Origin of the sequence: Microbacterium sp. SCN 69-37, assembly GCF_001724435.1 — a bacterium.
Classification (GTDB): Bacteria; Actinomycetota; Actinomycetes; order Actinomycetales; family Microbacteriaceae; genus Microbacterium; species Microbacterium laevaniformans.
This window is the reverse complement of record NZ_MEEL01000005.1, coordinates 1-13,003: the sequence shown is the minus strand read 5'-3', so window position 1 is coordinate 13,003 and position 13,003 is coordinate 1. Positions and strand designations below refer to the sequence as shown.

Sequence of the window (13,003 nt, the reverse complement as noted above, 5' to 3'; positions counted from 1 at the left end):
GCCCTCGGCTTCCGCAACCTCACCAACTACATCGCCAGATCACTGCTCGAAGCCGGCGGCTTCAGGCCACTGCTACACCCTCAATTGCGATGAGCCGCATATCGCGCAAATCCACTTACAAATCAGCGCCCCGCGCAGGGTGCTGATATGCGTGAGTACCAATTCGAGGGGAGGAGGTTCACTCCCGGAAGAGGCACTTTCCGAACGGACCGCCAGGGTATGGACCGGCTCGCCGCCGCGCGTCGGCTGCTGGCAGTCGGTAACAACCTCGCGTTCCTTCGCTTCTTCGATGACTTCCCGCTTCAGCCGATTGCAGACGTCTGGGATGACACTCGATCTGGTGGATTCAACGAGTCGAAGATCTACGTGGTCCAGACTGGCGTAAAGGTGATTGAACGATGTGTGCAACTCGCCACGGACCCCGGTGACCTCGTACTCGACCCGACGTGCGGGTCCGGAACAACCGCATTCGTCGCAGAGCAGTGGGGGCGTCGCTGGATCACGATCGACACCTCGCGGGTGGCGCTCGCGCTCGCCCGGCAGCGGATCATGGGCGCGAAGTTCCCGTTCTTCACGCTCGCCGACAGCGACGAGGGCCGCAAGGCTGAGGGCCTTCCGCCCGCGACCACAACCGGCGATCTGCGGCACGGATTTGTCTGCAAGAAGGTGCAACACGTAACCCTGAAGTCAATCGCAAACAACCCCGACATCCGTGAGGGCATGACGCGCGACGAGATCGACGCGGCGATCAAGCGTCACGCCGACTTCGAGCTGCTCTACGACCAGCCGCTCGAAGATAAATCGCGCGTGCGCGTCGCCGGCCCGTTCACGGTCGAGTCGCTGTCACCACACCGGAGTGTGTCCTTCGACGAGGCGGACGACCTGCGCTCCGGCGCCGTCGAGGCCGACCAGCCCTCCTTTGAGCAGTCGATCCTTGCGAACCTGCGCGCTGCCGGCATCCAGAACGGCCGCAAGTCCGAGCGGCTGACGTTCGAGTCGATCGACGCGCATCCCAGCGCCTACATCCAGGCCGTCGGCACGCAGAAAGACACCGGCGACCGGGTGGCGATTGCGATCGGCCCGCAGTATGGCACAGTGTCGGCATCCTTCATCAAGGCAGCGGCGAAAGAGGCCATCGAGGCGGGCGCACCGCTCGTTGCGGTGCTCGGCTTCGCGTTTGATCCACAGCTCGGCGTCGAGACCGATGACGAGGGCTTCGCCGTCGTCGCCGGCGTGCGTGACCTTGGGCGAGTGAAGGTGCTGGTCGTGCGTATGAACGTGGACCTGCTGATGGGCGAAGAGCTGAAGAAGACCGGCACGGGCAACCTGTTCACGGTGTTCGGAGAGCCCGACCTCGCGCTCACCCGTGTCGGCGACCAGTGGCAGGTCGAGGTGCGCGGCGTCGATGTATACGACCCAACGTCAGGCGAGGTGCGCTCCAACTCCACCAAGGAGATCGCGCTTTGGATGGTCGACACCGACTACGACGGCGAGTCGTTCTTCGTCCGCCACGCCTACTTCCTCGGCGACAACGACCCGTTCAAGTCGCTCAAGACCGCTCTGAAAGCTGACATCGACCCCGACGCCTGGGCGACCCTCTACCGCGCCGTGTCGGTGCCGTTCGATGCCCCCTCCACCGGCAAGATCGCCGTCAAAGTCATCAACGACTACGGCGACGAGGTCATGAAAGTCCTGGAGGTGCGGTAGTGGCGGACGACGTAGACCCCATCGGCGAAAGCCGGCCGCACGTCGCGAGGATAACAGAACGGATCCAGACCGCGCCGCTCGGCACAGACACTGGAGTGACCACACTCAGCAAGTCATCGCGGGCAATGTCGCATAACGGCGGGGCCGGTGGGGCCGGTGACGACGAGACAGTTCAAATTGGGCTAACCGCGAGCACCGCACGGCTCCCGGTCGACCCGGACGAGGAGGGCTCGAACCAGTGGCACGCATTGTGAAGTACAGAGCTGGCAGCGGGAGAGCCAGGAAGAAGGCAACTCAACACCTCGAGGAGCTGTTGGTGGTCGCCGAAGCAGCCATCGTTCGGACGAACGTAACTCGAGTCTTGGAGGAACGCCTCCAACGATCAGCAATCTCAGACGGCAAAATGTCGACCATCGTGCCACCAACTGCGGCGGCAACCGCAAAGCGGGATCAGTACGAGGTCACGGTCGTTGATGAGTTCATCCAGGCTGGCGGTGCCAGCTTTGCATTCCACGGGAGTGTGCCGATCTGGGAACGCCAGGTGAAGCATCGCGCCTCCGGGAGCGGCAGAAACCCGTCAATCGACGTGTCACTCTTCAACGCAGGAAAGTCGGAAGAGTCCCGCATCGAGTTCGGGTACTATACGGCCGTAAAGCTAAAGTCAGACGCCTCCAAGCTGTTCAAACTCAGAACCTTCGGTGTGCCCAAGGGCGTTGCCATTTCCAATTACCTCCTCCTATGGCAGTTCGTAAAGAAACCGTTGACGAATCAACTCGCGAACTCTTGGCTGCAAACCGCGTGCGCGGACGCGTCGTCTGCGTCCGCGAGCGGATATACGGTACAGGTCCAGGTGACGGCATGCCAAGATGTCTTCACCGTGGCGAAGCAGGGCAGCACCGTTCTCCAACTTGTGCTTGCGGAGGTCGTAGATGGCTCCTCCCAGGGAATCTCCCCCGCGACCGGCAAGACCGAGACGTGACCGCCTACACGCCTGCCCAGCAAGCCGCGATCGATGAGGTCGCGGCGCCTCTCCAGCTGATCGCGTGCGCCGGCTCCGGTAAGACCCAGGTGATCTCACAGCGCATCTCGCGCATCCTTTCTCTGCCCGGCGCGCGGCCAGGGAACGTGATCGCCTTCACCTTCACGGAGAAGGCCGCGGCGGAGCTCAAGGACCGCATCCACCGGATCGTGCGCGATGAGCACGGCGACTTGCCTGGGTTGGCGGAGATGTACGTCGGCACGATGCACGGATTCGCACTGAGCCTGCTGCAGACGTATGTGCCCGAGGCATTCAAGTACGGGGTGTTGACCGACATCACGCAGCGGCTTCTGATTGATCGAGAGTCCACGAAGTCGGGGCTGACCACGTGCCCGACGACGGCGCCAAGCCGCCCGACGCTGTGGCGCTATGCGGACTCGAAGCTGTACATGCAGGTGCTCGCGGTGCTGCAGGAAGACGAAGTCGACTTCGAGCTGGTGCCCGACGGGGTGACAGAGAGCCTGCATTCGTACGCTGAGCTGCTGTCACGGAGGAAGTACTTCGATTACACGGCGATGATCGCGACGGCCGTCGCCTTCCTCGAGTCCGATCCAGACGATCCTGACCTCTCCAGCTCAGAGCGGGAGATGCTTCGGTACGTGCGAGAAGACGTCAAGTATGTAGTGGTCGATGAGTACCAGGACGTCAACCCACTTCAGGAGAAGCTCATCGCCGGACTCGTGCGTTGGGGAGCAAACTTGTGCGTCGTCGGCGACGACGATCAGACGATCTACCAGTGGCGCGGGTCGGAGGTGTCGAACATCCTCACCTTCGCCGATCGGCACGAGGATGTGCGCACGATTGAGCTGGCCGATAACTTCCGCTCCTCCAAAGGCATCGTGCGGCTCGGTAGATCCGTCGCCGAGTGGCTGCCTCCCGAAGAACGACTGCCCAAGGCGATGGAGTACGCGTCGCACCAGGTGTGGGAGCGGGGCGACATGCTCGCGCTCGAGTTCGTCGACCCGAGCACGGAGGCGGCCTGGATCGCCGACCGAGTAGAAGCGCTACGCGGGATGCCGTTCATCGATACACCGGAGGCCGCTCCGCGCGGCCTCTCGTGGTCGGATTGCGCCGTCCTCTATCGCACCGTCAAGGACGCCGAACCGCTGGTCGACGAGCTCCGGCGCCGCGGCATCCCGTACATCATCAAGGGGCTGGCGCGACTGTTCGACGCTCCTGAGATCGTGGCGCTCGTGGGCATGTTTCAGTTCATGGTCGACGAGATCGACGAAGTCGAGCTGCGGCGACTGTTCGGCAACGCAAACCTGCTGGGATCGGCGGAGTTGCTCGCCCGCGGCATCCACATCCTCCGGCAGGGTTCGGACTTCGATCGTGGCGATCGCTGGGGAACATACAACATTCAGCGACTGTACCTGGATGTGCTCGAAGCACTCGATATCCGTGAGGCGACTATCCCGGGTACGCCCGCGCGGGCAGAGCTTGTGATGTACCAGCTCGGTAAGTTCTCGCAGGTGATCTCTGACTTCGAGTCCATCAACTTCGCCTCCGACCCGAGGCGCAAGTACGAGGGGTTCGTGAAGTTCGTCACACAACAGAATCAAGCGCCCGCGTACTACGAAGAGGCCGACGAGGACGCCAGCTTCGCCACCCCCGATGCAGTGACCATCACGACGGTGCACCGAGCGAAGGGCATGCAGTGGCCCGCCGTCTTCGTGCCGTGCCTGCGGAAGAATCGCTTTCCGATCCGTTCGAGCGGCGGCCTCAATGTCTTTCACGTGATTCCTGTCGAGGCCGTTCCGAACGGCCCACGGTATCGCGGCGGCCTGTCGGAGGAGACGCGACTGTTCTATGTCGCCGTGACCCGAGCACAGAAGTACCTCTACATGTCGTGGGCGCCGATCGCCTCGAACCAGCAGGCACGCCGGCAGTCGGACTTCTTCCGAGATGTCTCGGGGTCGGACTGGGTCCTGACAACAGACCCGGGCTTGCCTCCGGTCGATCGGCTCACCCCGGTCCCGAAGGTCGAAACTCCCGCGATCACCATCTCGTTCTCCGAGTTGAAGTACCTGCTGGAATGCCCCTACCAGTTCAAGTTGCGCTTCATGTATGGCTTCAACCCACCAATCCACGAGGCTCTTGGATACGGCAAGGGTCTGCACGATGCTCTGGCGGAGATGCACAAGCGGTCACTCGCGGGCGACGTTCCCATGAAGGACGAAGTCGAGGATCTCGTCGACCGGCATCTGCACACGCCCTACGCGTATCCCGCGTTGCGCGAGCAATTGCGTGGCTCTGCGATCAAGGCGTTGGCACGCTACTTCGATGAGCACGGCGACGACCTCACGCGTACCGAACACTCCGAGAAGCAGATCGAGGTTGTCGTGTCGCCTGGCGTGACTGTCGACGGGCGCATTGACCTCATCAAGCGACTCGAGACCGACGAGGTATCGATCGTCGACTTCAAGTCAACGGAAGATGCGCAGAAGACCTCAATGACGCGTGACCAACTCAGCGTCTACGCCCTCGGCTACCAAGAGTTGACCGGGACATCTGCGGACCGCATTCAAGTGCTCAACCTTGATGACAAGGGGGATCACCTGAACGAACCGGTGGACGCGACGCTCCTCGCCGGCATCCGTTCGAAGATCGAGGCTGTCGCCGGCGACATTCGCACCGACCACTTCCCGTGTGGACACGACCACTCGAAGGACACCGCGTACAACGACCTGGCATGGCTCACGACGGGGGCGCTCTAGACATACGGCGACTGCTGATGGTGAGGTCGAGGCCGAGCCCAACTTCTGCCGTCAGAGCCCCAAGTCTGGACGCCGTGCCGCATCCAGCTCCAGGCGATCGCACACCGAGAGTCCTCAATCCAGAGGGCGTCGATAGGCTGGGGTGAGGAGGCAGGATGCCGGTCGAGAGGTCAGCGTGGCGCGCGAACGACTCGGTCGCGTACGAGCAGATGCGTGCTGCCGCGGATGCCCTCGTGTCGCTTCTCCTCGACGAATCTCCGCCTGACGTCACGGGGGCGGCGTCGGTCCTCGATGACGCGCAGTCTGTCGACGGTTTCGATCGCGCCGCGGTGGATGCTGCGCGTGAGAGATTCGAGACGCAGTTGAGCGACCTGCGAGCGGCGCGCCATGTCTGAGCTGTCATTGAGTGACGAAGAGCGGGACGTCATCCTTCAGAGTCGCGTGCTGCCTGTCGTCTTCGGCGCCAACCGTGAACCATCCGCCGACCCGACCTTCACCTTGGTCGTCGGGCAGCCCGGCGCGGCTGCGGCTCGCGCCACGAGCAGCGTGCGCCGCGACGACCCCCGCGCCGGGATCGTCGACACAGAGCGCCTGCGAGCCTTCCACCCGCGCTATGCGGATCTCCTCCGCTCCCGCTCACCGCGGGCGCTGACGCTGCTGTCGGAGCCGGCCACCTACTGGGCAGCGCGCTCGATCGCACTTGCACGCGAGACGCGCCACTCGGTTCTAGTCGAATCGTCCATCAGCTCCCCTGCCCACGCGCTCGGGCTGGCTGACTCGTTCGCCCGGAGCGGGTTCTCGACCCGTGTGGTCGTCGTGGCGACGGCGCGCGCGCAAAGCCTCCTCGCCGCTGCTTCTCGCCATCTGCTGGATCGTCGCGCGGGGCGTGCCGGTGCTCCCCCAGACCTCGCGCGGCATGATGAGTCATGGAACGCCGTCCGTGCGCTGGTCGGCGGGCTGGAGGCATCCCCCACGGTCGATCGACTGACCTTGTTCAGCGACACCGGGGCATCCGTGTTCGACGCGTCCCGTTCTGACGACCGCGCGTTCGCGGGTGCGAGCCGGGCACTGATCGCCGCGCACTCGGCACCTATGCCGAACGCGGCGGCGATGCGGTGGCTGTCGGAGTTGCGCGCCGCGACCGACTACGCACTCTCGGAGGAGTCACTCGACCGGTCGACGGCGGAGGTCCTGCTCGAGTTGCAGACGATCGCCGCGAGCGAGGTGCTGCCGCAGATCACGTTGCCGGCGGATTCGCTTGCGCGCTCGAACGCTGCCGCTGCGATTGTGGCGCGGGTCGAGGGCATCCGCCGAGTTGTAACGTCCCGAGCGATCGATGAAGCGGGCCCGGCGATCACCCCACCCGACGTGTCGATCGGGATCTCGCGCTGACGGCGTTGCGGCCTGCGCACACATCGGCGCGCGTTCGTCACCGGAGGCGGAGGTCACTCGAGCAGGCCCAACTCGTTCTGCAGCCGGGACAGCTCCTCCACGCCCGCCGTCACCTGCTGCCACTCCCACGCCCGAAACGCCTCGATGGATTCCAGAGGGATGCGGTGGTGCGCGCCAACCCTGCGGAAGCCGAGCTTTCCCTCGTCCATGAATTTGCGCACCTGGGGGCGCGACACACCGAGCAGCGCCGCCGCCTCGGCGAGACTGACCTCGGCGCCTCCGTGCCTGACGACGACCCGCTGGCCACGCGAGCGCGCGTCCACCGGTAGGTGATCAGCTTCCGCATGAAGCTCGGCACAGGCCGCGCGGTGTTCCCGCCAGTTCTCAGCCATCACACGTTCTGACGCGCGCGGCGTGCCGCGATCCGCTCCCGAGCGATGCGCATGGTCTCGCTGCCGTCGACAAGCTTCACCTTGCCGCTTTCGATGTCATCGATGCGCGGACGAAACTCAGACGCCCACACCTCGTCGAGCGCTGGATCGGACTCGCCTGGCAGCTCGACGCTGTCGAGGAGCTCGTTGGCAAGAATGACCCAGTCAGCGGGCGTAAGTTCGCGCGCCTTCTCGATCAACTCCGCAAGTCTCATGCTCCGAGCGTACGGCGGGACACCGACGACCGATACGGAGCCATCGAAGCCGAGGGCGTCGCGTGACGGCCCTTCGCGTGATCAGCCGCTGTCGGGGCCCAAGTCCCGAGTCACGGGCTCAGCAGGTTTCGCAGTCGCACACACCGCTTCGTGGCCTCGATGGACGACGTCGGTGGTTCGCCGTACCCTGAACGGGCCATGACCGATGACTTCACTGCTGCAGCCCGCCGCATCCACGCTAACCCTCTCGGCCGTCTCATGCATGGACAGCGCGAACTGTTCCACTCGAACCTGATCGCGTGGTACTTCGAAACGTTGCCAGAGGCGGCCGACGCGACCTTCCAACCGCTCACGCGCGCGGGAACCGGTCGGCCCCGCGATGTCAAGCGGGAGCATGGCCACCTCGATCTCGTGCTGCACTGGCCGGAGCATGCGTCGCTCGTTATCGAGAACAAAGTGTTCTCACTCCCCCAACGCGCACAGCTCGCCAAGTATCAGTCCGCGACCGCGACATGGCAACCCGAACCCGCTCTTGTTCTGCTCTCCGCCAGCACGCCCGACTTTGACCTTGGCGACTGGCGCTACGTCAGTTACGGAGAACTCGCAGAGCGGATCCTCGACGCGCTTCCCGCCACCTCGTCGTACGAGGTCGAGACCATGCGCCGCTACGCCGCGCTCGCCTCCGACCTGCACCGGCTGGTGTCAGCGGTCGACGTGCGGTCCGACGATGAGCCTGTCTGGCTCTCCGGGACAGTGCTGTCATCGATCGATAGTTCGCAGATGCGCGCCGCGCTCCAGAAGGCACGTGCGCAGCGCGTCGCCCGGCTCCTCAACGAACGCATTCCGGGCCTCGCACCGCCTGCGAAAGGCGACCTGAGCAACTCCACACCGCTGGTCGAGATCCTCGAGGACGCAAAGGTCGATGGACGCGATGTTCTACTCGGCTGGCAGTTCCAGGGAGATCAGTTCCGCCGTGCCGTGGTGTATCGCGGGCGCGGGATCGAGGGGCGCACTGCCGAGTCCAAGCAGCGCCGAGAGGAAGTCAGCCGCGCACACCCGGAGTTTTTCACTTTCCCCGGCGACCACCCGCAGCACCACCACGGGCGAAAGGAGTTCAACCACTTTGCGCCGGCATTCGTCTACCAGTATGTGAAGACGCCGACGCTGACGGTCGGGGGTCTCATTGAGGCGGCGCACGCAGTGCACGCGCAGATCAGGGGGCTGCGCGACTGAAGGTGCGGCCCGGCTCCACCCGCACGGCCGTCAATACCTTTGCGTCGTGTGAAGGTTTTGACCTACCGGAACGAGTCAGCCGATCCCGGCGCTCACGTCGATCCGCCCGGCGAGGACACTTGCGCAGACCAGGACCGCCGCGACCAGGATCAACGCGCTGATCCCAAGTCTGGGGAGCGCACGTAGCCGTCCGCGCAGAACGCAACCGACCATCGCGGCCACGACCATCGCGAGCGCAGCGCCGCCCACCGCGACGAGCACGACGAGCACCACGGCATCCATGGGCAGGTTCATCGCGGCACCGCCAGTCGCGACTTCTCTTCGGGGGCTTCCTGGTAAGTGGCTACGGGGAGCGCCCGCGGGGGTGCGCAGTGCCGGGTCGTGGAATAGCGGACCGAGCGCAGCGAGGGAGCATATGCCGCGAAAGCCCGGAACGGAGCACCCCGGAGGACGCTACTCTCAGCCGCCAGGAACACCCGCCCCTGCATCGTCATCACCTACGACGTCAGGTCGAGGATCGCGAGCATGAAGGCTTGGCGATCTGCGTCGGGGTGGGTGATCACGTGCTCGGCCTGCGCCCGCAGCCCCCGAACCCGGATGCGGTCGGCGGCTGGGATCGGCGCAAGGCACCAGTCGACGTCTTCAGCGAGCGAGTACCCGGGTTCGCGGTCCTCCCTGCCGGGGAAGTAGGTGAAGGCGCTCAGGGCGACGCGGTAGATGACCGCCTCGGCGACGGCCCGGTCAAGCGGGATGGATTCAGTTGTGGTGTTCATCGCTGGAGTCCTGTCTGGGTGTGCTGAATCAAGTGGGGGTGGGGTGCGGCCGGGTCGCCCGCCGGTACGGGGCGCCGTTCGCGCAGGCGCAGCCGGTCGTTGACTTGGCGGGCGATGGCGTCGAGGCGGGCTTCTTCGGTCTCGCGCTGGGCACGCCTCCCCGGGGCGCGACGCTTCTCGAGGCGAGTGAGCTCGGCGTGCAGCCGGGCGAGTTCTTCGCCCTGGGTTGCAAGGTGGTGCGCGGCTCGGGCCCGGCGAGAGTCTCGTTCCCACGCGGCCAGCAGGTCCTGAGGCGTCTCGCCTTCCGCTCGGATGCGGCTCAGCTCCGCTTCACTCCGCGGCCGCGCGAAGAAGGCGTCGGCCTCTGCCAGGTTGCGTCGCCTCGTCTGCGGCGCCACGGGATGCAGGCCGGACACCGGCATCCCCAACTCGGCTCGATACGTCGCGCTCGGAGGCAGCGCTGCCTCGACCTCGGCCGTTCGCGCCTTGTGGGCCGCGTAGGACTCGCGGCGTTTGCGGCGCGCTGTCTCGGGGTCGGCCCAGTACTTCTGCCGCCTGGCCTCCGTCACCTCCGCGCGGTTCGCCTGGTAGCGCTTGCGGTTGGCAGCATTGAGCTCTTCGCGGTGCCCCGCCTCCCACCGTCGCCGGACGTCGCGGCGCTGCGCACGATACCGCTCCGGGTCGGCCTGCTTGCGCTTCTCGCGCTGCTGCTTCTGGTACGCGCGCTGCTCGTCACGGTGGGCCGCGTAGTAGGCGCGCGAGTACGCCCGGCGCGCCTCACGTCGTGCCTCTTCCTGCTCGTCGTTGAGTCGGCCGAGCTGGTCACGCAACCGAGCTATCAGCGCTTCCGCCTGTACGATGTCGCCGGCGAAGGGTTCCTCGCTCATCGCGACATCCCCGTCCCGCTCGCGTGCAGCTCAGAAATCAGATCCGGACGAAACCCCGACCAGTGGTGATCGTCATCGACCACCACGACCGGCGCCCTGACATGCCCGAGGACGCGGGTGACGTAGACGAGGTACCGCGCGTTGGCCGGGTCGGTGAGGTCGATGTCGCGATACGGGATGCCGGCGGCATCCATGCACCTCCGCGTGAGCCGGCAGCCCTGACACTCTTCGCCCGCGGAGAAGAGCACCACGCCTCTCACTGCACTCGCCTCCCACGCGGGAGCGGGGCCTCCGCGGTGCTCGACCGAGTGGATGCTTCGAGCCACCGCTCGATGTCGGCCACCTTGTAGATCACGGAGCGACCCAGCTTGACGAACGCCGGCCCTCCCCCGTGCTGCCGCCACGCGCTGAGCCTGCTCACACACAGGCCGAGCTGCTCGGCAAGCTCCTGGGGCGTGAGGAACGTGTGCTCGGGATCCTCCACCTGCAACTGAAGAACACTGACCATGATTCACCTCTCTCGTGTCATGTTCGGATTGGTTAGACATGAGTGAAGCACTATCTGCTACTCTGCACAAGAGGCGAATGTGAAAGCGCCGCGCGGTTAGGCAAACTGGGGAGGTGAAGGTCGACGTGAGAACACCCGACGGTCAGGACATCACCTGGCGTCACGCCGCACAGGCGGTCGGGTCCGCGCTGCGCATTGTCCCGACATTCGTCGCCACCCGCGACGACTCCGACGCCGGCGTCCGGACGTCGCTGACTGCGAGCTACCTCGCAGGTGAGGGCCGGTACGTCACCCGCGAGGTGACCCACACGGCGCTGCGCGACGACGTCGAGGTCAACTACCCGACGGTCGCGAAGCTCGGCACCCAGGCCATCGTGCAGGCCGCCGCACCCCGCTGCATCTTCGTCACCCTGGACCGCGAGGACGATCCGCTCGCGACCTGGATCAGCGTGGACGCGCTCACCACCGCCAAGGGACGCATCCTGCCCCCTGCCGTCGCTGCCGAGGTCGTCAAGCGCGGCGTCAGCGAGGCGCGATTGGATGCCATCGAGTTGCTCTACGGCACCGCCGCCCTCGCGGGGCTCCCGCCCGCGAAGCTCATCCAGACCGAGCTCGGCATCCCGCACCGCACGGCATCCGCATGGATCATCGACGCCCGCGCCGCCGGACGCCTCAAGGGCATGAACTTCCACGCCGGTCGACCGGCGGGTGGGTAGTGTCCAGTCCTACATGACCACAGCGGGCAAGCGATACCTCGTCCGCTACAAGAAGCCCGACGGGACGCACGGCGGCAAACGGGGGTTCGTTCGCAAGCGCGACGCGGAGCTCTGGCTCGCCGAGATCGAGACCGCCCGCGTGAAGGGCGGATTCGTCGACCCGCAGGCTGCCCGCATCAAAGTCGACGACCTCGGCACGATCTGGCTCGAGTCCAAACGCCACTCGATGAAGCCATCCTCGTTCGCCCCTGTCGAGACGGCCTGGCGGCTCCGGGTGCAGCCGAAGTGGGGAGCCTGGTCGGTTGCCGACATCCTGCACAGCGACGTCCGCGCCTGGGTCACCGACCTCAGCCAAGAGGTCGGAGCGACGGTCACCATCCGCACCTATGGAGTGCTCGCGAGCATCCTCGACGACGCCGTCTACGACGGGCGCATCGCCATCAACCCCGCACGCAAGGGCCGCATCGCACTCCCCCGAAAGACGAAGAGACGCCACAGCTACCTCACCCACGCGCAGGTACGACAGTTGGCCGACGCGTCCGGCCAGCACCGACTCCTCGTCCTCGTCCTCGCCTACACCGGCATCCGGTGGGGCGAGATGGCGGCCCTCCGGGTCGAGGACATCGACTTCGCTCGCGGTCGGCTGCACATCTCGCGGAACGCCGTCGAGGTCCACGGTAAGTTCCACGTCGGCACCCCCAAGTCCCACGACTCGCGCGCGGTGCCCGTTCCGCGCTTCATCCTCGACGAGCTCGCACGGGCCGTCGCGGGCCGGCGTCGCGACGCGCTCATCTTTCCCGCACCCGATGGCGGCTTCATGCGGCGCACCCGAGCGAGCGACGGCTCCAAGTCGTGGTTCAAGACGGCGCTGCGCGAAGCGGCACTCCCCCTCATGACTCTGCACGACCTTCGCCACACCGCAGCCTCCCTCGCGGTGCAGTCGGGCGCCAACGTCAAGACCATCCAACGAATGCTCGGACACACCTCCGCCGCGATGACGCTCGACGTCTACTCCGACCTCTTCGACGACGACCTCGACAACGTCGCCACCGCGCTCGATCGCGCCGCGCACGCGTCGGCCACCGCGCCCACCCAGCTGCCACCTCCGAACGGCGGCGGGCTCGGGCTGTAGGCGCCAGTCTCGCCACGACATCCCGGCGCACTGAGCGCGTGCCCGACTGCCCGCTGCGCCTCGTCCCTCGCGGTGCCGGCATCGTGCGAAATCAGGGGCCCAGCGGCGCCGATCCGACGGCTTGCCGGCTGTCATCCCGGCTGGCACTCCGGCGTGTCATGTCTCAGGACATCGGTGACGGATCGGCATCAAGAGATCGGTGACGCTTCGGGGTTGTTTGGTGGTAACACTTCTCGGGCCTATCTGTGAGGGA

The 13,003-nt window shown here is 65.7% G+C and carries 15 protein-coding genes; 8 read left to right on the top strand and 7 right to left on the bottom strand.

Annotated elements, in window-relative coordinates; all coding sequences use genetic code 11:
- Nucleotides 1–147: 147 nt before the first annotated feature.
- From ABS64_RS00855 to ABS64_RS00835, 5 genes are all read left to right on the top strand, one after another.
- Nucleotides 148–1,707, top strand: a complete 1,560-nt coding sequence (locus tag ABS64_RS00855) for a DNA methyltransferase (RefSeq protein WP_363331259.1) — start codon at nt 148–150, stop codon at nt 1,705–1,707.
- Nucleotides 1,708–1,945: 238 nt separating this feature from the next.
- A complete protein-coding gene (locus tag ABS64_RS00850) occupies nt 1,946–2,686 on the top strand; it encodes a hypothetical protein (protein ID WP_292680113.1) in 741 nt (246 codons plus the stop codon).
- Nucleotides 2,683–5,463 carry an ATP-dependent DNA helicase gene (locus ABS64_RS00845; RefSeq protein WP_292680112.1) on the top strand — a complete coding sequence of 927 codons (2,781 nt, stop codon included), beginning with the start codon at nt 2,683–2,685 and terminating at the stop codon, nt 5,461–5,463. The genes ABS64_RS00850 and ABS64_RS00845 overlap by 4 nt, the downstream gene beginning before the upstream one ends.
- Before the next feature lie 155 nt (nt 5,464–5,618).
- Nucleotides 5,619–5,858 (top strand): hypothetical protein, encoded by a 240-nt coding sequence (locus ABS64_RS00840; RefSeq protein ID WP_292680111.1) that lies wholly within the window; start codon nt 5,619–5,621, stop codon nt 5,856–5,858.
- On the top strand, nt 5,851–6,855 hold the full coding sequence (locus ABS64_RS00835; RefSeq protein WP_292680110.1) for a zeta toxin family protein: 1,005 nt from the start codon (nt 5,851–5,853) through the stop codon (nt 6,853–6,855). The genes ABS64_RS00840 and ABS64_RS00835 overlap by 8 nt, the downstream gene beginning before the upstream one ends.
- Nucleotides 6,856–6,908: 53 nt before the next feature.
- Here the strand turns inward: ABS64_RS00835 and ABS64_RS00830 are convergent, their stop codons facing one another.
- Together ABS64_RS00830 and ABS64_RS00825 are read right to left on the bottom strand one after the other, a co-directional pair.
- On the bottom strand, nt 6,909–7,247 hold the full coding sequence (locus tag ABS64_RS00830) for a helix-turn-helix domain-containing protein (RefSeq protein ID WP_292680108.1): 339 nt from the start codon (nt 7,245–7,247) through the stop codon (nt 6,909–6,911).
- Nucleotides 7,247–7,501, bottom strand: coding sequence for an addiction module protein (locus ABS64_RS00825; RefSeq protein ID WP_292680106.1), 255 nt, complete (start codon nt 7,499–7,501; stop codon nt 7,247–7,249). Before ABS64_RS00825 ends, ABS64_RS00830 begins: the two co-directional genes overlap by 1 nt.
- 198 nt (nt 7,502–7,699) lie before the next feature.
- On the opposite strand from ABS64_RS00825, the gene ABS64_RS00820 reads away from it, so the two are divergent.
- On the top strand, nt 7,700–8,734 hold the full coding sequence (locus tag ABS64_RS00820) for a PD-(D/E)XK nuclease family protein (RefSeq protein WP_292680105.1): 1,035 nt from the start codon (nt 7,700–7,702) through the stop codon (nt 8,732–8,734).
- Nucleotides 8,735–8,809: 75 nt separating this feature from the next.
- Here the strand turns inward: ABS64_RS00820 and ABS64_RS00815 are convergent, their stop codons facing one another.
- The 5 genes from ABS64_RS00815 to ABS64_RS00795 all read right to left on the bottom strand — a co-directional run bounded on the left by ABS64_RS00815 (nt 8,810) and on the right by ABS64_RS00795 (nt 10,902).
- Nucleotides 8,810–9,016, bottom strand: a complete 207-nt coding sequence (locus ABS64_RS00815) for a hypothetical protein (RefSeq protein WP_292680103.1) — start codon at nt 9,014–9,016, stop codon at nt 8,810–8,812.
- A 215-nt stretch (nt 9,017–9,231) separates the two neighbouring features.
- Entirely contained in the window at nt 9,232–9,507 is a 276-nt protein-coding gene (locus tag ABS64_RS00810) for a hypothetical protein (protein ID WP_292680101.1), read from the bottom strand.
- Entirely contained in the window at nt 9,504–10,394 is an 891-nt protein-coding gene (locus tag ABS64_RS00805) for a hypothetical protein (protein WP_292680100.1), read from the bottom strand. The genes ABS64_RS00810 and ABS64_RS00805 overlap by 4 nt, the downstream gene beginning before the upstream one ends.
- The gene (locus ABS64_RS00800; RefSeq protein ID WP_292680115.1) at nt 10,391–10,642 is read right to left on the bottom strand and encodes a glutaredoxin family protein; all 252 of its coding nucleotides are present in this window, start codon (nt 10,640–10,642) and stop codon (nt 10,391–10,393) included. Before ABS64_RS00800 ends, ABS64_RS00805 begins: the two co-directional genes overlap by 4 nt.
- A gap of 8 nt (nt 10,643–10,650) precedes the next feature.
- The gene (locus ABS64_RS00795) at nt 10,651–10,902 is read right to left on the bottom strand and encodes a helix-turn-helix domain-containing protein (protein ID WP_292680099.1); all 252 of its coding nucleotides are present in this window, start codon (nt 10,900–10,902) and stop codon (nt 10,651–10,653) included.
- A 113-nt stretch (nt 10,903–11,015) separates the two neighbouring features.
- On the opposite strand from ABS64_RS00795, the gene ABS64_RS00790 reads away from it, so the two are divergent.
- A complete protein-coding gene (locus ABS64_RS00790; protein WP_292680097.1) occupies nt 11,016–11,618 on the top strand; it encodes a hypothetical protein in 603 nt (200 codons plus the stop codon).
- Nucleotides 11,619–11,631: 13 nt separating this feature from the next.
- Nucleotides 11,632–12,750: a site-specific integrase gene (locus ABS64_RS00785; RefSeq protein WP_292680095.1), complete on the top strand. Its 1,119-nt coding sequence runs from the start codon at nt 11,632–11,634 to the stop codon at nt 12,748–12,750.
- Nucleotides 12,751–13,003: the final 253 nt, after the last annotated feature.